A 19,954-nucleotide genomic window follows, 5' to 3' on the forward strand; every position below is an offset into this window, starting at 1 on the left:
TGAGCTGGTTATAATCCGCCACTCTCATCATAAGCGCTCCTGCGCCATCGTCCTGACAACGGTGACTATCTATGCAAGCTCCTGAATTACTCTCGCCTGCCGGTACTTTTAAAAATATGCGTTACGCGTTTGCCTATGGGGCTGATGCGGTGTACGCAGGTCAACCTCGCTATTCACTTCGGGTGCGCAACAACGATTTTAAAGTCGATAATTTGCATCGTGGTATTGACTACGCCCACGCGCGAGGCAAGAAGTTCTACGTTGCTTCTAACATTGCCCCACATAACAGCAAATTGAAAACGTACCTGCGGGATATGGAGCCAGTCATTGAGGCGGGGCCGGATGCGCTGATCATGTCAGACCCGGGACTGATTATGATGATTCGCGATCGCTGGCCGGATCAAGAGATCCATCTTTCGGTGCAATCTAACGTGGTGAACTGGGCCGCTGCGCAATTCTGGCAGCGCCAAGGTATCAGCCGCATTATTTTATCTCGGGAGTTATCCCTTGAAGAAATAGGTGAAATTCGTGCCGAGTGCCCTGGCCTAGAGATCGAAACCTTTGTTCACGGTGCGCTATGTATCGCTTATTCTGGGCGCTGCCTGCTATCGGGCTATTTTAACCACCGCGACCCCAATCAAGGTACCTGCACCAATGCATGCCGTTGGAAGTACAACACGATAGCGGCTACCCAAGATGAGACAGGCGACCTGATACCTGCCGGTGTTAGCACGTCTGCCGCCGACCAAGACGAGCTCTCGGCGCTAATTGAAGACGTTACCCGCCCCGGTAAATTAATGCCGGTGTACGAAGATGAACACGGCACCTACATTATGAACTCGAAGGATCTGCGTGCGGTACAGCACGTAGCGCGCCTGACAGAAATGGGTGTGGCATCGCTAAAGATCGAAGGGCGGACAAAGTCCCACTACTACGTTGCGCGTACCGCGCAGGTTTACCGCCGAGCAATTGACGATGCCGTGGCTGGCCGCCCCTTTAATATGGGGCTAATGGATGAGCTTGAAAACCTAGCCAACAGGGGGTACACCGAAGGCTTCTATCGGCGCCATGTACACGATGAATTTCAGAGCTATGAGCAGGGCAGCTCTATCGGTGTCCACCAACAGTTTGTCGGTGAAGTATTGGGCTACGATCCCGTGCGTGGCTGGCTAGACATTGAGGTGAAAAACCGCTTTGAAATAGGCGATGGCATGGAGCTGATGCTGCCAAGTGGAAACCACCGTTTTGTGCTTGACCATATTGAGAATACCCGCGGCGAATCCCAAAAGGCCGCTCCTGGCTCTGGGCACCGGGTACGTATCCCAGTGCCAGGCGTCAGCATCTCTCCTAAACAGCTAGAGTTTGCGCTTTTAATGCGCGACCTCAAGCCAGCAGGATCTATTGCCGCAGTTCAACTCGGCGTACCTGCTGCTTAAATTATCCTTAAGATCACGCACAGTTGTTGCGTGGTCTTAAGAGACCCGTTAAGAACGTCGTTAGGAAGATGGTTACAAGCGGTCGTGGAAAAAGGCCTGCGCGGCTAAGCGTGGGTCTGGCTGACCACAAATAGCAGAAATAACCGCAATACCGTTTGCCCCAGCGGCTTTCACTTGAGCCATGTGTTCAGCTTTTAGTCCACCAATCGCGACACTGGGGAGTTGGCAAGCATTAGCAAGCTGTGCCAGCCCATCAAAGCCAATTGGTTGGGCGTGATCTTGTTTGCTGCCAGTTGCAAAGATGGGCCCTAAACCGACGTAATTGAGCAGTTCGACGGGAGCTTCCTGAAGTTGGGCAGGGGTGTTAATCGAAAGCCCAATAATGGCGTGCTGGCCGAGAGTGTTTCGCGCTTCTTGAACAGCCGTGTCGCTTTGCCCGACATGTAAGCCATCAGCTTGGCTGGCTAACGCCACGTTCAGACGATCGTTAATAATCAGTGGAACGCCACTACCTGATAACATCGCTTTGAGGCGTTTGGCCTGGGCGATCATTTGCTCGTCACTCGCGTATTTATCGCGTAGCTGCACCATGGTAATGCCGCCTTGTATAGCCGCTTCGACCGTCTTTTCAAGGCCAAATTCGGCGCATAGCTCAGCATCAGTAATGAGATAGAGCGAAAGATCAAACGGCATGCACTGCCTCCAATTGAGCAAAAGTTGAGAGATCGTCGGGCGTTAACTGATAGAGCGTATCCAACAGCGCCACCTGGAAACTACCAGGGCCTTGAGCCTGCTTACCTGCGCGACTGCCCGCTATGCTAAAACATGCTAAGGCGGCCAAACTGGCCTCCAGCGGCTGCTCGTGATTGGCGGCCACAAAGCTTGCCACCAGCGCACTCAGTCCACAGCCTAAGGTAGTCACGCGGGGCATTAACGGGTGACCACCTTTAAGCCGATAATGATGGGTGCCGTCAGTGATGACATCTGTCTCACCGGTAACCGCGACGACGCAACGATGTTGTTGTGCTAGCGCAATGGCTGCGGTCGTGGCTTCTTGAGAACTGGTGGTGGCATCAACGCCTCGCCCCAGGCTAGCCAAACCGTTAAGCGCTTGGATTTCCGAGGCGTTGCCGCGAATAACGCTGGGTTGATAAGTCAGCAGCGTCTTGCACAAACGCTGGCGAAAGGTGGTGGCACCAACCGCAACAGGATCGAGCACCCATGGAATATTGTTTTGATGGGCGGTGCGCGCAGCGATAACCATGGCGTCAGCCCAAGGGGAAGAGAGGGTGCCAATATTGATCGATAGCGCGCCAGAAATAGCGGTGAATTCAGCCACCTCTTCTTGCGCATGTAGCATGGCAGGGGATGCGCCTGTCGCTAATAGCAAATTAGCGGTGCTGTTCATCGCCACGTAGTTGGTAATGCAATGTACCAGTGGTGTCGCAGCGCGCAGAGCGATGAGGTAATCGCCGAGTGGGCGTGAAAGCATAATATCCTCCCGGCAGGGGGAGGTGGTGCAGCCGCACCACGACTCCCTACGCCGGCGTTATCCGGTTCAGGTTCAAAGGGTGCTTCTCAGCCCATTAGTCATGGGCGCCCCTGTCGTGGTAGTACTATCCTTGGCTTAGATCAATCTGTAAAGCCTGAGGGCTTTCGCGCTACTAACTGTCTTAGCTATTAACAGACTACCAGTTAGCTATTAGCGAACAGTTAGCTATTAGCGAAGCGCGATTAGCGAAATGCGATACGTGTACCGTAAGTTAACATTTCATCGGGAGTTATCGCTTTTCCTTCGACACCAATCATTTCATCGCCACACTGGTCTGCAAAGGTAAGCACGCCATGAGTAAGGCCTAATTGGCCTAGAGTATCGCGAATTTCACCAGTGCCCAAAAAGGTGCTGACATGGCCTTGGGCATTGGTTAAATCAGAGACACCGTTAGCGTGATGGAAGCGAACTTTATAGATGCCATCCATGGATTCGACTTCCACAATAGGCGAAAAGCCATTCTGTATGGCGCGGGCCAACTGCTTGAGTGTTAGATGGTCGCCGAGGGTCATATCAATCGCAGTCATGACAAACTCCAAGTGGATACCGTTAGTAAGGCATCACAGTGTTCTCTAGAGGAATGCTACAAGCGAAGTTAGTAAAGGTGATTAAGTTTTGTAAAAATACACACTAGAGTGTAGAAGGTTTGCATAGAAATTCCAGGATTCGGAGCGAAAGCACTTAATGAACAGCATCCAGTGCATGCTGCTGCAGCTTGATGAATGGAATAATCTCTAATGTTTTCTCATGAGTGCCAGACAATAACACTGGTGGAGCCAAGCCAACTTGTGCAGCTTCCTGCCAACGGTTGGCACAGACACACCAGCGGTCGCCGGGCTGCAGGCCTGGAAACCCATATTCTGGGCGTGGAGTCACTAGGTCGTTGCCTTGAGCTCTTGAAAACGTTAAAAATTCTTCGGTTACCATCGCGCATACTGAGTGCGTACCGACATCATCGGGCCCTGTACGACAAAAGCCATCGCGGTAAAAACCGGTTTTAGGGTCATGGCAGCAGGGCGTTAATGGTTCACCTAGCACATTGCGATCACGAGACATAGTGGCTCCTCTGGCATAGGGCGGGCTAAGCTAAGGGCTAGCTAAACGATGCCCACCTTTTAAATAGTGAAACAGCATGATGAGGTAAGGTAGTGCATCAGGTGCTGATAGACTACGTACGTAAAAGCTTACGTACTTAAAAACGTCTGTACTTAAAAGCTTACGAATTATTGAAAGTGGTCAAAGTTTTGTACAGGTTGTAGGGTTCGTCAACGTATTTTATGAATATGAAATAGGAGAGGTTATGTCGTTTCAAGGCGAACAACATCCCGGTGTCGCATCCGCTGCGCCGCAAACCCAAGGGTTTCGCTTAAATCATACGATGCTGCGGGTAAAAGATCCCGAACGCGCGCTAGCGTTTTACTCCACGGTCTTTGGCATGCAGGTTCTACGTCGATTGGATTTTGAAGAGATGCAGTTTTCGCTCTACTTTCTAGCCAATATGGAAGACAGCGATAATGTACCGGAAGACCTTCAAGCCCGTACTGCCTGGACCTTCAGTCAGAAAGGCTTGTTAGAGTTAACGCATAACTGGGGCACCGAGGATCAGCAAGATTTTGCCTATCACGACGGTAACGCAGAACCCCAAGGGTTTGGTCATATTTGCTTTAGCGTGCCTGACCTAGAAGCCGCCCAAGCATGGTTCGACGAGCATCAGGTGACGTTCGTTAAGCGCGCGGATCAGGGCAAGATGAAAGACGTTATTTTTGTCAAAGATGCAGACGGCTACTGGATCGAGGTGATTCAGGCAGACCGTATGGCTGATAAGGGCGACTAACATGGCCCACTTGCTGTTTCGGTTGCGCCACGTGACAGATGAAGAGGCGATGGAAGTACGCCAGCTGCTAGATGAGCAGGGCTTTGATGTGTATGAAACCCAGGCGGGGTTTTTTCGCCTGGGTGTCGATGCCATTTGGCTGCGTAACACCGCACAACGCGAGGCTGCCGAAGCAGCGTTGGCAGCGTATCAGGAAAACCGCCAAGCCAACGCACGACGCGCCCATGAAGAAGCCGTTGCTAGTGGCAATGCCCCTACGTTATGGCGGCGCTTTCTCGCCCACCCCGTGCAAGTCTTATTGGTGATGGTTGCCGTGATACTGATTGCGTTATTGACGCTGCTACCGTTTATTGGCTTAGTAAATTAGCGGCGGCTAAATGGCCGCGCTTTAAATAAAGCTGCACACCTTCGCTACCTGCTTGCAACTGAGGTGCCGCACCCACTGGGAAGCGACACCAACTGCCAGTTGCGTACTCCTGCCCATCACTAAGAACAGCACCTTCCAACACAAATAGCTCTAAACCGCCGCTAAGCGTTGGATAAGACACCGCTGTATCGGCCTCCCAGCGTTCTAGGCTGACTCGTTCAGGACCGTACTGTTCTGAGCTATAGGTGTGTAGCATTTTATAAGTAATGCCAGGCCGCCGGTCGGGTTGCCAGGGAAGGCGATGGGCAGGCACGGCCAGCTGAAGAAGGTCATCTTCATCAAACTGGTGTAGCTTAACCAGAATAAGTGCGCCTTCTTCGCCTATTTGCGGGGTATGACCAGTGCCAATCGGGTTGCGTAAGTAGCTGCCTGCCGGATAGCGGCCATGCTCATCGGCAAAGACACCTTCCAGCACCAAAATTTCTTCACCACCGCCGTGAGTATGACGGCTGAACTGGCTGTTCGGCGCGTAGCGCACCAGGCTAGTAGCTCTGGCGACTTCGTCGCCAATGCGGTCCAGCATCATGCGCTCTACACCAGCACTGGGGGAGTCCACCCAACGATACTGATCCGGTGTGACACAGGCAAAGTGGCTAAAATCGGCGTTCAGTCGCATGGTGTTGGCTCTTTACAGGGGTGAAAATTTGCAGAGGTGAAAATTCGCAGCAGTAGTGCAAGTCTCCCCATCCCCAGGGCAAAATGCAACGCAAAAAAATACCGTCTGCTTGACGGTATTCAAATGTTTACATTTTATCTTAATGAGCATGACCATGATGGTCGTGGTCGTGGTCGTGGTCGTGGTCGTGGTCGTCATTAGCTTGACCCGCCTCGGCCAGAGCCGCGTGCAACACCTTGGCGTTATGACGCATCATGCCCAGGTAAGTGCTGGCGTCGCCTTCACTGGCCAGCGCATCAGCATATAGCGTGCCAACAATCGGCAGGCCAGTTTCTTCGGCAAGCTGATTAATGATCGCTTGGTTGGTCATGTTCTCATGAAATAGTGCCTGCACGTTTTCCTGTTCGATGACATCCACCAGCGCAGCCATGCTAGCGCCGCTGGGGTCAGCTTCAGTAGACAGTCCGACAGGAGAAAGAAAGCTCACTCCATAAGCATTTGAAAAATAGCCAAACGAATCGTGGCCGGTAATCACGCTGGCAGATGCCGGAATGCCGCTTAACAAATCGCGAATCTCGCTATCCGCCTGCTCTATCTCTGCTAAATAACGCTCAGCATTCGCTTGATAACTATCGGCATTAGCGCTGTCAGCTTCGATCAAGCCATCGCGAATATTGGTAACGTAGACCTTTGCTTGACGTAGGTCCTGCCATGCATGTGGATCATCATCGCCGTGGTTATGTTCACTGTGATCGTGCTCGTCGTGCCCATGGTCGTCGTGCCCATGGTCGTCATGCCCATGGTCGTCATGCCCGTGCTCGTCGTGCCCGTGCCCATGGTCATCATGACCCTCTTCTTCATGACCATGCTCGGCAAAAGCTCGGGGTTCAAGGCCTGTCGTTGCCATAACCAGTGCGCCCGAATAGTCGCTCGATTCAATCAAGCGCTCCATCCAGCCTTCAAATAACAGCCCGTTAAACACCACCATATCAGCGCCAGCCAGCGCGCGGGCATCGCCTGGGCTGGGCGAATAAACATGAGCATCGCCGTCAGGGCCGACAAGCGATGTAACTTCGACATGTTCGCCGCCCACGTTTTCGACCATATCGGCCAAAATAGAGAAGCTGGTCACCACCTGAACACGATCGTTAGCCATTGCCGCAGGCAGTGCCAGCATGGCTGAAACGCCTACCAACCAGCGCGATGAAGAGAAAAGCGACATACAACGCTCCTTCAAAAAGATAAAAAGTTATGACGACTGTTCAAGCGCTAGCGGCGTTGTCTTACGCCGCAGCTTCGCGGCTAAGCTGTGATAGCGGCCGAACAGTGCCGACAGTAGATAGCCCAACCCCGCCAGCAAAATAATGCTTGGCCCAGAGGGGGTATCAAGGTGGAACGAAATCAATAAGCCACCGGTACTAGCGATCATGGCTAAGACCACGGCAATGCCGATTAAGCCTTCCAGCCGTTTACTCCAAAACCGTGCTGCTGTAGCAGGCAGCATCATTAAGCCCACCGCCATTAACGTGCCCAATGTTTGGAACCCCGCAGTTAAATTCAGCACCAATAGTCCTAAAAAAACACTATGTACCCAGCCACTGCGGCGGCTTTGCCCGCGTAAAAACAGGGGGTCTAAACACTCCACGACCAACGCCCGGAAAATAATCGCCAGAATAATCACAATCAACGTGCTGATAGAGGCAATGAGCAGTAGCGCTGTGGAGTTAATCGCCAAAATTGAGCCGAACAGCACATGGGTTAAATCCACACTGCTGCCACCCATAGAAATAAGTAATACACCGGCCGCTAGCGAAATAATAAAAAAGCTCGCCATCGCCGCATCTTCCCGCTGGCCGCCCATTTTCGACACAGCTCCAGCAAGTAAGGCCACCATCACGCCGAACAGAACACCGCCGACGCTCATCACCGGCAGAGAGAACCCTGCGAGCAAAAACCCCAGTGCCACACCAGGCAAAATAGCGTGCGCCATGGCATCGCCAATCAAGCTCATGCCCCGTAGCACTAAAAATACGCCCAACGGAGGGGCAGCAAGCGACAGGGCTAAGCCACCAACGACAGCACGACGCATAAAGCCATAATCGAAAGGTGCCACAAACCATGCATCAAGCAGTGCCAGCATGACGACCTCCCAAAGCAAACGGCACCACCTGTGCTGGTGCATGTTGGTGGTTAAGCGCGCTAGGCGCGACCCAGCGCCCATGCCCACCACTTAACATCAACACTTCATCGGCTAGGCGGCTTAGGTGATCCATATCGTGCAGGACAACAATGATAGTTACGCCTTCATCGGCCATTTGACGCAAGCTGCGAATTAAAATATCCACCGTATCGCTATCCACATTGGCAAACGGCTCATCCAGTAACAAAAGCTCCGCTTCCTGCATCAACGTACGGCCAATCAGTGCCCGCTGGCGCTGACCACCAGAAAGCTCACCCAAAGGGCGGTGAGCCAAATGCGAAATACCCAAGCGCGCCATGATGTCGCGGCCCTTGCGATAATGCGCTGCGCAGTAGCCTTTTAACGCCCCATGGCTTGGCCAGCTGCCGGTCATTACCAACTCTTCAACGCTCATCGGAAAAGTCAGGTCTAACGCCAACTGCTGGGGCAACCACGCACGGCGTGCTTTATCGACCGTGCAGACTACTTCACCACTAATAGGACGTAGCTCACCCATAATCGCCTGGATCAACGTACTTTTACCCGCACCATTCGCGCCAATCAGCGCCGTAATAGCACCGGGCTTTATATCGCCATCAACATGCTCAAGAACCGTGCGTCCGCCTTGGGCAAGGTGCAAATCATGCAACTGCAAGCGTGAAAGTGAACGTTCACTCATAGCGGCCACCCGCTGGCCCACACCACTAAACCCCACAACCCCAGCAGCGGGAGTGCCACTAAACCCAACCGCTTCGCGGCAGATAACGACATCAACGAAAAATGACAAGGACCTTCCTTGTTATGGCGATGCATATGCTCACTCATTGAGTGTCCTCGCTAACCAATAAATAAGTTATAACATAACAATTGGTGAAACCAAAAAAGAGGCCAATATTTTACGCGCTCCTGGTGTGCTGACAATCCTGCTGCACTGACAATGTTAAATCGACTGGCAGTACCCCGTGCGTTAATCAACGTGTCTCTTACTATCACTATGGCATACGGCGATCACGTCGCGGCTAATAGCGCCACGTAGCACCAATTTGCTGTGGGGAGATCAATAATGCGTATTCGCCATCCAGCGTGACAGGGCCAACCGAGAGGCGAGCAGGCTGAAAACGGTTAATTGCACTGGAGGCTTGGTTAGGCTGCGTCCAAATCTGCAGCTCATTGATCAGCATACCGGTGGCAAAGTTCACCGTGCCATCGCGTTCACGGCCATCGGCGGCAATGACCGCGCCCGCCACGCTATTCACCAACAGTGAACTAAGGCGCGCCTCAAACCCACGGCGTTCACGCTCCGCCTGGGCAAGCTGTAACCCCAGCGCCTGCACGCCGCTCAGCTCGCCACGCGCTTTCAAACGCTCGTACTCAATCAATGCCGCCTGATGTGGCTGCCGATCCGTGAGCATTCCACCCAAGGCTAAAGCCGACTTCACCACCCCAACCCGCGCATCAAAGCGGTCATTGCGGCTACTCGCCTCGCTCGACTGGTAAGCATCAATGGCAAGGCTCGTCGCATAAATTCCCGTCCACCCCGCATCCCACCACGCCGCATGGTGTGCCCCGTTTTCGAACACCTCATCATAAACAGACCAATCAGCAGGCGTAGAGGCCTGAGCCTGAACCTGTGTTGACAAGGCAAGCAGCGCCAGAGCGAAAGCCACCAGCGCAAAGCGTGAAACACGAAGACACCGCATGAGAAAGCACCTAATCGTAGGAGGAACAGCGCTAAGCGTAGCACGCCGTTAGTGAGGGTTAGCGTCGAATCGACGTGACCTAAGTATGACGAAGATCAATGGCGAGAATGATGAAAGAATGGTTAGATGGAGCGATGGACAGCGCTGCCGAGAGTTCCTAATGAATCAGTTCCGCTCATATCCCTGCACTTTTTACGCTTTACATCAAAATGCGGTGAGGAGTAAAACAGGCCATCTTCGAATACATCGAAGTGTTTTATGTTGGGTGTTACTGCGCTCTAGCAATGACTAAATGAGACCAGCGGACTACGTTTCAGAGTTAAAAGCACCTGTTCGAAAAGATGTCTAGACAGTTTGTTGGCAGATGAGTGTTGTGAACGCCTAGCTCTCTAGTGGTCTGTCGCTAGCTCATGCCTACACCATAATGCTGATAAACCAAGGGGCTGAGGTGGCTATCGGTATCTCATGATCTGCTTCACTTTGCCTGGTGAACTGGGGAGGGCCGGCGCGGCCCCAGCTTTACCATGTGATGCAAAGTAAAAAACGCGTCAGAACCCAGGTTTTGGTGTAGGCCTGTGCCAGGTACTGAAACGTGAGCTTCTTGCTTGTTATTGAAAACTATCACAGTGATAGCTAGCTAATTTCAGAAGCTAGGCAATTTTTTAGGGGCTAGAAAATTATTATGGGAATAAACGAACAGCAACTTGATATATCTGGCCTATTGCCCAATTTTTTTTCATTTCCCAGCTTTGAAACTGCATCTGATTTGAGCGCGATTTTCGTCGTTGCTCTGATAACGCTATTTTTCATTTTTTTGCTTATTGCTGTTGTTCACTCATGGAAAGCCAATCGTCGAATTAAGTGGCTGAACAACGTCCTAAGCCAGGAAAACGAGGATACAGTATTCAATAGCCGAAGTGATTTGAGGAATAAGGCTTTAAAACGAAACGGTACAGAGGCTCACCTTTGGTGTGAGTTTGATGAGACCTTGATAGAGGTAAAAGAAGGTGAGCAGCATAAATTATTCAATGTTTACGATGCTGATTATTTCTTTAATGCTGCAAGCTTGGCTCCAGGCATCACCGAAAGCCGCTTGATAGCAGCCGTTCCTGGCTTTTTAACCGCCATTGGTGTGATAGGAACGTTTGTTGGGCTGCAATTAGGTTTATCTCAACTCAATATTGGCAATGATGTTGCTGTTGATGAAATGAAGGATGGCTTAGCTTACGTCATCAGTGGCGCTAAATTTGCTTTTATGACTTCCGTTTGGGGGGTGCTGCTTAGCGTGCTTTTCAATTTTATTGAGAAGTGTCTTGAAAACGGAGTGCGTAAGCAGATCAGAGAACTTCAGGTCACAATTGATAAAATTTTCCCACGACTGACCGCTGAGATGCAGCTGAAGCGTATTGCTGATGATGGTGGCGAATCGCGGGAAGCCTTACAGGGTTTAGCGGAAAAAATTGGCGATAAAATGCAGGAATCCCTGCTGGAAGCAACCGCTGGTATTCAACAAGGTCTTGAGCAAAGCCTACAAAATGTGATGGGGCCAGCGATGGATAGGCTGGTTAACGATGCATCTGATGGTAGTCAGCGGGCCATGGAGCAGTTAATTGAAACTTTTATGGATAAATTTGGACAGCAGGGGGCTGAGCAAAGAAATTCTATGGATCAGGCTTCCAAAGGTGTTAGTGATGCTGTTGATTCCATGAATCAAGCGCTGAATGGCTTTATCAGTAATTTGAATCAAAACCAGCAAGCGGCATCTGAACGTGAGCAAGGGCTGATGCGTCATATTGCGGAGCAAATTGATAGCATGGCTGATCATAACCGCTATCAGCAGCAGGAGTTTTTAGCTTCAACCCACGCTCAAGTTAAAGCTGTTCGGGATGTGTTGAACCAACACCAAACAGCTGCTGGCCAAAGAGAACAGGAGTTAGTAGAGCATATTTCTAGTCAGGTAGATAAGCTGGTTTCTCATACACAACAGCAGGCTGAAAATATAACGCGTGTTACCGGTGATCAACTTGGCAATATGAGTGAGCTTTTTCAAAAAGTTCAAGAGAAGCAATCAGAGCGAGAAAGAGCACTTGGGCTTCAGTTTGAGAGCACTATTGCTGAGATCAAAACAACAATGCAAAAACAGATCGAAGCTACTCAAAATCTATTATCAGACAGCAGGCAGCTGCAAGAAGATATGGCTAATAACAGCCAGAGTCTTCAAAGGCTCGCATCCAGCATTCATGAGGGTGCGACTGAGTTAGCGCGATCAACGACCCAATTGAAAGAGTATGGTGCGACGCTACAACAGGCTTCAACCAAGCTAAGTACTTCAATTTTTTCAGCATCTGAGTCGACAGAATATCTGGCCAGTGAAAACCATAAAGCCGCTGAGTCTGTTCGTATGGTTCGGGATCAAATACAGAGTGCCATCACAGCAATGGAGCGAACGGTTGGTAATTTGGATCAGATGGTTCAATTGGCAGATGGGTCGTTCAAAGCACTAGAGCAACACCAGAATAATTACTTAGCAGCTCTAAAAAAGAATATTGGAGAGCTAGCTGAGCAAGGTACAAGATTATTAAGTGATTATGCCGAACAAGCTAATGGACAAACGAGAGATCATCTTAAAATCTGGGCTCAAAGTGCCAATGACTATGCTGCTCAAATGAACAATGCTGCAAATGCACTATCCAGCGTTGTGGATGAGATTGAGACTAAGGTAGGAAACTGATGAGGGCTTTTTCTCGTTCTAGATCTCGTAATGTCGATGAAGAAAACCCTTATTGGATATCCTTCTCTGACTTGATGTCAGCGCTTCTTGTTGTTTTTATCTTGGCAGCAGTCGCTTTAATTATAGAGCTAACCCAGAAGCAGGAGCAGTTTAACCAGGATATTCAGACGTTAAGAAATGCTGAACAAGCACGACGAGATATTTTGCATGAGATTAGGGATGAACTTGCCAAACAAAATGTAACGGTCTTTATTGCTGATAATGATACAGTTCTTCGTATTCCAGAAAGTACTTTGTCATTCGATTCCAATATGGACGAGATCCCTAACGATCCAGAGGTGGTTAATGCCGTTAGATTGATTGGGGAAGTGCTGCATGAAGCAATTCATCAACCATTCAATATGTCTGATCAACAGCTCAAGCGGTTTGAGTATCTTGATACGGTATTTATTGAAGGACATACGGATAGCCTTTCTAGTAATCGCGATAAGGGTAATTGGGGGCTTTCAACCTTTCGAGCCATTAGCTTGTGGGAGTTCTGGAATGAGTCTTTAGATGTGTACCCATCCTTAGGTGATTTGAAGAATGGTTATGACAGTACTCTTTTCTCTGTCAGTGGCTACGCTGCTACTCGGCGAGTAAATAAAGAAGAAGTAACAAGTGCAGATAGGCGATCTAATCGAAGAATAGATATTCGCTTTACTGTGAAGCGGCCTGAGTTAGCTGATTTTGAAGAAGTCTCTAGGAGAGCTAATTGATGACAGCTAAACTTAGAGTTAATAAATTAAATTTTTATTTGCCTGAGGGTGTGATGAATTCGTATTGTCAGGTGATGGAAAAAAATACTGAGAAAGTTTTGAAATTAACGCAAAGCTCTGGCACCGGCAGCGATAAGTTCAAACAGGCATATCAGCGATTTATTAGCGTGCTCAGGCAACATGGGGATATTGAGCAAGCCCTGAATGAACCAGTGGATCTCAGAGCGTTAGCTATTGTTCTGAAAACAAATAACGCATTTAATATTAAGCTGTGTGAAAATCTATTTCGAAAAATTGATTATATAAAGCCTCGTCCAAGCAGTTTGTTACTTGAAGCAATCTATAGCTACTATCTTAAAAAGTACGACAAGCTGAGTGACCTAAAGTCTGTTGAAGCATGGCTGCGTAAATCAAAAGAAGCTCGTGGTGAGCTGGATCAAAATATCGGTCAGATTCTTGGTGGCGAAGGGCCAAAATGGCTGGCTGAGTCTTGCCACATACAACAGATTGATTTTAATGCTTGTATTGAACGAGTTGGGCTTAATAATTATTTATCGGGCCGTTTTCTAGAAAATGCTAAAAACATCTACTATCTAGAAACCCTTCGGCAGCTCGAACCAGGTGAAAATCATGAGTTGCTAATTGAAATTCAGAAAAAAGAGGTGTTTGAATCTCGCTATTCTGAAGAGTCTTTGTTGGGGCATGAGGTGCTAAGAATTCTGATATCCAAGGCTGATTCGAGACAGATATCTGATCATTGGATGAATGTCATTATGGCGATAGCTGGTGATCCACGTGTTTCAACCCGTAATGAGCGGTATATTCGCTGGTGGTCACAAATCTCCCAAAATCTTATAGCCAAGGTTCGTGGGTGGTTGTCTAAGCTTGATTTAAGACTTTTCTTGGAGGCTCTGAAGGATTTTTCTACCCATCCTGGAAAAGAAGAGCTGAAACGAATGTATCCATCTCGCAAGCGGTTTTTGGAAGGTTTGCTGCAGCAAGAGTTAGTAATGGATACTCGATTATTCTTAACGTATGAAGCAGAACGTTATATTCAAAAGCATTATAAAATGGAACATTTGCCCGCGTATTCGATTGTGGATGGAGGTAGTCCTAAGCCTCTGGTTTATATATATTTAAATGATGCACATGTAATAGAGGGAACTCATAGTTGTTATTTCTGGGTATACGAACGATTAGCTAAATCAGCGGCAGTTTTTAACTATAATAAGCGTAAGTTTACGTATCGTGAGCTTACTGTTGGGCTAAATGAAAGAATGCTTGTAGAACAGAATAAAGGTTGTTATGCAGCAATACAACATAATGGAAGTTGGCAAATGAAAGCAGCCATTGCGTTAAAAGAGCTCGGAGTAGATATTGATGCTTCTATGCTTCTTACCAAATCTGATTATCAACACTACAAATTTTCAGGCCATCTCTAATGATGCTCAAGGAGTGGATCAATAACCTGATAGGCAACAAGCAATCTCTCAGATATCGTCAGGTAATTGATTTTGAGGGCGTTAGCTTCTTATTCTCAGAAAATCAGCTGGCTATTATCAACCAGGGGAAAGCAGATGACCTGATTACTCAGCAGCATGTTGTCTTGCGTATGTTAGTAGAAGAAGGATTAGGAGACGAACTGCCAAACGGCTTTTCTATACCTTCTCTTTCCGTAGTCAATCTGGATCAGTTTTCCCGCGACCTACTTGAGCTTCCTGTATACTGGGAGGGAGCTATAAAAACTGATATTAAAGGTCAAACAGGGCGGTCATCATTTAGAATTAATGTACAAGCTAAGTACCCAGGAGGGCGTTTTACCAGTAGCTTTCGGATCAATGGCCCTGTGATTCAGTTTTCAGAAGAAAGTCAGTTCTTGTTGTCAGCAGAACAACTGCTAGTTTTTGAAGCCCTGAAAAAGCACGAGGAATCTGAATATTCTGAATTTGACAACTTGTCTATTATTTCTGCACTTCAACGGGCTCAACGCCAGGGAGTTGCAATCGAGCTGGGTCATTTTGAAAAGCTAAGGATTAATACGCCTGAATCTGTATCGGTTGAAGCCGAACTCGATGAAGAGGGAAATCTTATCTTGACTCCACAGCTGGGGCAGGATGCCAGCCATGAAGAAATGCAAAGGGTATTGGGTCAGCTACAAAACGCTGGTACTGCGTCGCTTCGTGTTAAAGATGAGATTATTCTGATTGACGAGCAAAAGATGGCGGGTATCCAGGAAGTTTTACGAAACCGTATTGTCAGTAAAGAAAAGCTGGACGACTTTTACCGTAACCCAACCGCTTTCATTGATGGTTCGTTGGTTAACCTTGAAATGGGCTTCTCTATCCGAGTCAAAGGGGCGGCACGTTTCAGGCATGCTTATTTTGGTGAGACGGATGAGTCTGGTGTTGATTGGTTTGGTAAAAAGTTCGCCCCAGTTAATGTTCTTCCCGTAAGTAAGCTGAAAGATATCATCAAAGATGAAGAGCAGCTCAATGAATTTGAGGCAGTTGTAGAACAAGCGCGTCCGACAGGTGCACAAGAGGTTGAATTTGGTGGCAAAGTATTTGATATCTCAGACCCAGAACAGATTGAATCAGCTACTCGAACAATCCGCAACTCCTGGCTTAATCCTGAGCAAGAGGGCAGTGACTTTGTGCCGTCACAGGAAAGCACAGACGTTAGTGAAGATTCTACACCCATCGTTGTTGATATTGCTCTCAATGATAATAACCTTGAAACGCCATCTGAGGCAGTTGAGCGGTTACTAGATGATGTGCTTACTCCAGAGGAAGCTCTTTGTTGGGACAATTACCTTCGAAGCCCCTTCTCTCATCAAATTTATGGTGTGCGTTGGCTGCTGGGTCTTGCAGGTGCGAAAAAAGGGCTGGGTGGTGGTTTGCTGGCTGATGATATGGGCCTTGGTAAAACCTTTATGTCATTGGCGGCAATTGAGCATCTTTACAGAGGATGGGAGCAAGCAGCGGATGCAGTAAGGCCCTGTCTGATCGTAGCCCCCCTGAGTTTGCTGCAGAACTGGAAAGAAGAGGTTGAGAAAACCTTTGTAAAATCGCCATTTAGAGACATTGTGGTTTTGCAGTCAGAAGGAGAGTTGAGTAAATACCGTTTAGCTGGTGTGGAAACCAAAAATCAAACGATTGATGGTGATGAGGCAGTCATTCGTTATTCACTCAAGATTGGGTCTGGCTTTGGGCATGAGCGTCTCGATATGCCTAAGAGATTGGTAATCACCACTTACCAAACGCTAAGAGATTACCAGTTCTCACTCTGTGCGATTGATTGGGGTGTAGTGACATTCGATGAAGCACAGAATATCAAAAACCCTAATGCTTTACAGACTCGGGCAGCAAAAGGCCTCAAAGCACAGTTCCGTTTGTTGGCAACAGGCACTCCTGTTGAAAACAGTCTAGCTGACTTTTGGTGCATTATGGATACCGCTTGCCCTGGCTATTTGGGTAGCTACCAATCTTTCAGAGAAGCTTATGTTAAACCCATTATTCATGCGGCTGGTGATGAGCTAGAAGACGTGCGTGCCCGAATAGGTCGTCAACTTAGAGAAAATGTTGGTGCTTTGATGCTAAGGCGTTTGAAGGAAGACAACTTGGAAGGGCTTCCCGAGAAACGTCTCTATGTTGGCGTGGAGAATTCTGACTGGGAGTATATGTCGAAACTTTCTTCGCTTATGAGTGGGCAGCAACTAAATAGTTATGATTCTATCTTATCCGGAGTCAATAAGTCAGAAGAAAACACAGTGCTCGCAGGGCTACATCAATTGCGTGATGTTTCACTACATCATCAGCTTCTACTAGGGGGGAGACTAGATATACCAGTTAAAAAGCGCGATCTGGACGAGTTTATGGCAGAGTCTGGTAAGCTTATAAGTCTTCTATATATTCTGCATGATATTCAATGCCGCGATGAAAAGGTAATTATTTTTTGTATCAATAAGCGTCTTCAATCATTCCTTTCTGTCGCTTTGGCCCGCTGCTTTGAACTACCGCTAATTGCAATTATTAACGGTGATACAAAAGCTGTATCGAAAAGAAAAAGTGAGTTGACACGGAAAGGTTTAATTGAATCTTTTGAGAGTAAAGAGGGGTTCAACATTATTATCATGTCCCCTGTGGCAGCAGGAGTTGGCTTAACAGTAGTTGGTGCCAACAACGTGATTCATTTGGAACGGCATTGGAACCCAGCTAAAGAAGCCCAAGCAACAGATCGTGTGTATCGTATTGGGCAGCAGAAGAGTGTCCAGGTTTACATTCCTACGCTCAAACATCCTAAATTCATGTCTTTTGACGAGAATCTTCATCAGTTGCTGAGCAAAAAAAGCTTGCTTCGAGATGCTGTTATTACGTCAGAGCAGGTAATGCCTGAACCACAAGGTTTTGTATCGAGAGGATTTGTAGATGAAAAAAATATTGCTCAAGAAGAAATCCAAAATTTGGGGTGGCAAGAGTTTGAGGCTTTTGTCGCGGAGCTGCTGTCCCTTTCTTGGCAAGCAACTGGCTGCATGTTAACTGCTGCAGGCAGTGATCATGGTGCTGATGTTGTCGTTGAGCTTGGGAGTGAGATAGCACTAGTCCAGTGTAAACATACATCAAATACTAATAGTTATTCAGGTTACTCAGCGATTAAAGAAGTCTACTCTGCAAAAAAAATGTACGAGAAAGCTCTCTCCAAGCCCATTAGTCGATTAGTTTTTGTAACCAATGCGACGCGCCTTGCTCGTGACACCCGAGATATTGCTAAAAAATATGATGTTGAAGTTATTGATGGGAATTTGTTGGCAAATTTGATGAATGGGATTGAAATTTCTTTTTCTAAGATTAGCTCAAGATTGTTGGCTAAACGGATCAAAATTTGATCGGATAGATGGCATCAATACATGATGCTTGTGGCCAACATTGCACTGTGCTCAACTCTGCTGAGGGCGAGCTGGCGCTGTTGTTAAGTCGATTTGGAAGCGGGTTTGGCTCTTTCAAAGCTCCATAAGATGCTGATTGAAAAGCATGTAGCAACCGTCGTGGCGTTAGGGTAGACAGCAAAAAATAATCGACTTAAGGGAGGTAATGTTCATTGGGTTGGGCATTCATTGCTGTTTCAAAATCGTAGGGGCACTGTGCGGGAAATGCGTGTGGTTTTCGGTCGACGTCAATAGCCACTGCACGAAGGGCATCATCGTAGGCGTCACTCATCAGGTCAGGCAGCAATGCGTTCAAGCTGGGGCTGTCGTTGAGTAGGCGATTCACCTTGGCTTGGGCATCTTGAATTGTCAGCCGCCAGAAGCGCGAGCGCAGTGCTGGGAGGTGATCCTATTTCAGGAGGTGCGTTAGCAAGCAGGCCAGCAGGTTGATTAGCACGCGACGCTCGCGCCTGGCAATGCTTTCAATTTCATCCGTCAGGTGATCAATATCCAGTTTTTCTAGCTTTCCAGTGCGCAGTAACTCAGCTTGTTCAAGGGCCCATGCGTAGGTGTCGTGCTCGTATTGAACGGTCATTGAGTGTTCACTCTGTTGGCGGGTTTCAGCATCGTCTATAGTAGCGATAACCCCGCACCCGAGGGGATGAACCTGCCAGCAACCTGTATTCAATGCAGGTTGACCAGTATAAACAGGAGGCGCTACGTTTATCTCGTTGAGCCAAGAGGCCAATATTCGCCTAGCGTACCCTGCCTAGGCAGATGAGGTATCTGGGGATGGCGAACCAGCCTTGGCTTACCCTATCAAGTGGCGCTTGGTTAGGCCAAATTACTCATCTCCATCGTCACCCTTATCTTCATCCCAGTCTTCAATGCTGCGTTTGGCATCCCCGCACTGCTGAGATGTTTCTGGTGCTGGTGATGCTGTCGGGGGCTTGTGTGTTCCTTCACTACGCGTGTAGGAGGAGTGACCTTTCCTGCAGTAGAAGAATACCAAGGTCAAAATGGATTCCCGCTAAAAGCATGCGGGAATGACGGGGTCGGGTGGCGTACGGGAATGACGGGGTCGAGAGGTACGCGGGAATGACGGGGTCGAGAGGCACGCGGGAATGACGGGTTCGGGTGGCGTACGGGAATGACGGGGTCGGGTGGCACGCAGGAAATGTGAGCCGCACAGGCAGTTCAGAAAATCACGCATTGCGGGCAGCCCGCCCATTGGCCGTGCGCTGTCGCCCTGGCAGCGTTGAAGTGTATGCCCATCGCACCGCTGCGCCGTGCTTTCGCGTCGGGCTTTTGTTGCGGGTGCGTTGGGGCTTACCACGCGCGACTCGAAATCTGCGTTACTCTCATTAAAAGCATGTGCGCGGCGGCGGGGCCGCGCACGGTAGGCATTTTCTTGGGGTGGCTTGTTACGCTTTGTCGTCCTCGTCGTCTTCCCAGCGTTCCATGGCACGTTTGTCATCAGGCAGGCGGACAATATCACCTACTTTAAGCTTGTGGTGGGTGTCATGGTGATGCCCTTGGCGGTCGAGTATGGCGGCAACGTGGCCGATGCTGACGGCATCTTCTTCACGGTAAACCTCTACTTTTACGCGCACAATGCGGCCTTGATAGCGGGCAGAGAGCATGGCTCCTGGGTAAGGTGGTTTGTGGTCGGGGTCATCTTTAAAAAATTCTGCGACGCTTGCGCTGCCTGGTTCATCCCATTCGATATGCTGATGCATTGTCAGAGTCCTTTTGCTGAGCGTTATCACGTAGCGTGAGGTTTAAGTGTAGTGTGCG

At 48.8% G+C, this 19,954-nt stretch carries 17 protein-coding genes, 1 pseudogene and 1 riboswitch; of the genes and pseudogenes, 7 read left to right on the forward strand and 11 right to left on the reverse strand.

Annotated elements, in window-relative coordinates:
* The first annotated feature begins 71 nt into the window (after positions 1 to 71).
* Positions 72 to 1,436: a prephenate-dependent tRNA uridine(34) hydroxylase TrhP gene (trhP, locus tag K1Y77_RS01055; protein ID WP_264429882.1), complete on the forward strand. Its 1,365-nt coding sequence runs from the start codon at positions 72 to 74 to the stop codon at positions 1,434 to 1,436.
* A gap of 72 nt (positions 1,437 to 1,508) precedes the next feature.
* Here trhP and thiE read toward each other — a convergent pair whose 3' ends face one another.
* The 4 genes from thiE to K1Y77_RS01075 all read right to left on the reverse strand — a co-directional run bounded on the left by thiE (position 1,509) and on the right by K1Y77_RS01075 (position 4,044).
* Positions 1,509 to 2,129, reverse strand: a complete 621-nt coding sequence (thiE, locus tag K1Y77_RS01060) for a thiamine phosphate synthase (protein ID WP_264429884.1) — start codon at positions 2,127 to 2,129, stop codon at positions 1,509 to 1,511.
* A complete protein-coding gene (thiM, locus tag K1Y77_RS01065) occupies positions 2,119 to 2,928 on the reverse strand; it encodes a hydroxyethylthiazole kinase (RefSeq protein ID WP_264429885.1) in 810 nt (269 codons plus the stop codon). Before thiM ends, thiE begins: the two co-directional genes overlap by 11 nt.
* Before the next feature lie 26 nt (positions 2,929 to 2,954).
* A riboswitch (TPP riboswitch) is annotated at positions 2,955 to 3,050 on the reverse strand.
* Between the two features lie 120 nt (positions 3,051 to 3,170).
* Complete coding sequence (locus K1Y77_RS01070) at positions 3,171 to 3,515, reverse strand: hypothetical protein (RefSeq protein WP_030074198.1); 345 nt, start codon at positions 3,513 to 3,515, stop codon at positions 3,171 to 3,173.
* Positions 3,516 to 3,669: 154 nt separating this feature from the next.
* Positions 3,670 to 4,044, reverse strand: coding sequence for a DUF2237 family protein (locus K1Y77_RS01075; protein WP_030074197.1), 375 nt, complete (start codon positions 4,042 to 4,044; stop codon positions 3,670 to 3,672).
* A 244-nt stretch (positions 4,045 to 4,288) separates the two neighbouring features.
* Here K1Y77_RS01075 and gloA point away from each other — a divergent pair, with 244 nt between their 5' ends.
* The gene (gene gloA / locus K1Y77_RS01080) at positions 4,289 to 4,822 is read left to right on the forward strand and encodes a lactoylglutathione lyase (protein WP_264019000.1); all 534 of its coding nucleotides are present in this window, start codon (positions 4,289 to 4,291) and stop codon (positions 4,820 to 4,822) included.
* 1 nt (position 4,823) lies between these two features.
* Positions 4,824 to 5,189 carry a DUF6164 family protein gene (locus K1Y77_RS01085; RefSeq protein ID WP_030074195.1) on the forward strand — a complete coding sequence of 122 codons (366 nt, stop codon included), beginning with the start codon at positions 4,824 to 4,826 and terminating at the stop codon, positions 5,187 to 5,189.
* Here K1Y77_RS01085 and K1Y77_RS01090 read toward each other — a convergent pair.
* The 5 genes from K1Y77_RS01090 to K1Y77_RS01110 form a co-directional block, all read right to left on the reverse strand.
* Complete coding sequence (locus tag K1Y77_RS01090; protein WP_264429889.1) at positions 5,170 to 5,865, reverse strand: cupin domain-containing protein; 696 nt, start codon at positions 5,863 to 5,865, stop codon at positions 5,170 to 5,172. The two genes, K1Y77_RS01085 and K1Y77_RS01090, sit on opposite strands and share 20 nt — an antisense overlap.
* 139 nt (positions 5,866 to 6,004) lie before the next feature.
* A complete protein-coding gene (locus tag K1Y77_RS01095) occupies positions 6,005 to 7,087 on the reverse strand; it encodes a metal ABC transporter solute-binding protein, Zn/Mn family (protein ID WP_264429891.1) in 1,083 nt (360 codons plus the stop codon).
* 27 nt (positions 7,088 to 7,114) lie between these two features.
* The gene (locus K1Y77_RS01100; RefSeq protein WP_264018998.1) at positions 7,115 to 8,005 is read right to left on the reverse strand and encodes a metal ABC transporter permease; all 891 of its coding nucleotides are present in this window, start codon (positions 8,003 to 8,005) and stop codon (positions 7,115 to 7,117) included.
* Complete coding sequence (locus K1Y77_RS01105) at positions 7,989 to 8,723, reverse strand: metal ABC transporter ATP-binding protein (protein WP_264431399.1); 735 nt, start codon at positions 8,721 to 8,723, stop codon at positions 7,989 to 7,991. The genes K1Y77_RS01100 and K1Y77_RS01105 overlap by 17 nt, the downstream gene beginning before the upstream one ends.
* Positions 8,724 to 9,063: 340 nt before the next feature.
* The gene (locus K1Y77_RS01110; protein ID WP_264429894.1) at positions 9,064 to 9,744 is read right to left on the reverse strand and encodes a hypothetical protein; all 681 of its coding nucleotides are present in this window, start codon (positions 9,742 to 9,744) and stop codon (positions 9,064 to 9,066) included.
* A gap of 682 nt (positions 9,745 to 10,426) precedes the next feature.
* On the opposite strand from K1Y77_RS01110, the gene zorA reads away from it, so the two are divergent.
* Genes zorA through K1Y77_RS01130 form a run of 4 tightly spaced genes read left to right on the forward strand, consistent with a single transcriptional unit; the run spans position 10,427 to position 18,118 of the window.
* Positions 10,427 to 12,475, forward strand: a complete 2,049-nt coding sequence (zorA, locus tag K1Y77_RS01115; protein WP_264429896.1) for an anti-phage ZorAB system protein ZorA — start codon at positions 10,427 to 10,429, stop codon at positions 12,473 to 12,475.
* A complete protein-coding gene (locus K1Y77_RS01120) occupies positions 12,475 to 13,233 on the forward strand; it encodes an OmpA/MotB family protein (protein ID WP_264429898.1) in 759 nt (252 codons plus the stop codon). The genes zorA and K1Y77_RS01120 overlap by 1 nt, the downstream gene beginning before the upstream one ends.
* The gene (locus tag K1Y77_RS01125; protein WP_264429900.1) at positions 13,233 to 14,675 is read left to right on the forward strand and encodes an EH signature domain-containing protein; all 1,443 of its coding nucleotides are present in this window, start codon (positions 13,233 to 13,235) and stop codon (positions 14,673 to 14,675) included. The genes K1Y77_RS01120 and K1Y77_RS01125 overlap by 1 nt, the downstream gene beginning before the upstream one ends.
* Positions 14,675 to 18,118: an SNF2-related protein gene (locus tag K1Y77_RS01130; protein WP_264429903.1), complete on the forward strand. Its 3,444-nt coding sequence runs from the start codon at positions 14,675 to 14,677 to the stop codon at positions 18,116 to 18,118. Before K1Y77_RS01125 ends, K1Y77_RS01130 begins: the two co-directional genes overlap by 1 nt.
* Before the next feature lie 193 nt (positions 18,119 to 18,311).
* On the opposite strand, the pseudogene K1Y77_RS01135 reads toward K1Y77_RS01130, so the two are convergent.
* A pseudogene (locus tag K1Y77_RS01135) lies at positions 18,312 to 18,752 on the reverse strand (DUF29 domain-containing protein).
* Positions 18,753 to 19,581: 829 nt separating this feature from the next.
* Positions 19,582 to 19,896, reverse strand: coding sequence for a hypothetical protein (locus tag K1Y77_RS01140; RefSeq protein ID WP_030074180.1), 315 nt, complete (start codon positions 19,894 to 19,896; stop codon positions 19,582 to 19,584).
* Between the last annotated feature and the right edge of the window lie 58 nt (positions 19,897 to 19,954).

It is taken from the genome of Halomonas qaidamensis (assembly GCF_025917315.1).
GTDB classification, from domain to species: domain Bacteria; phylum Pseudomonadota; class Gammaproteobacteria; order Pseudomonadales; family Halomonadaceae; genus Vreelandella; species Vreelandella qaidamensis.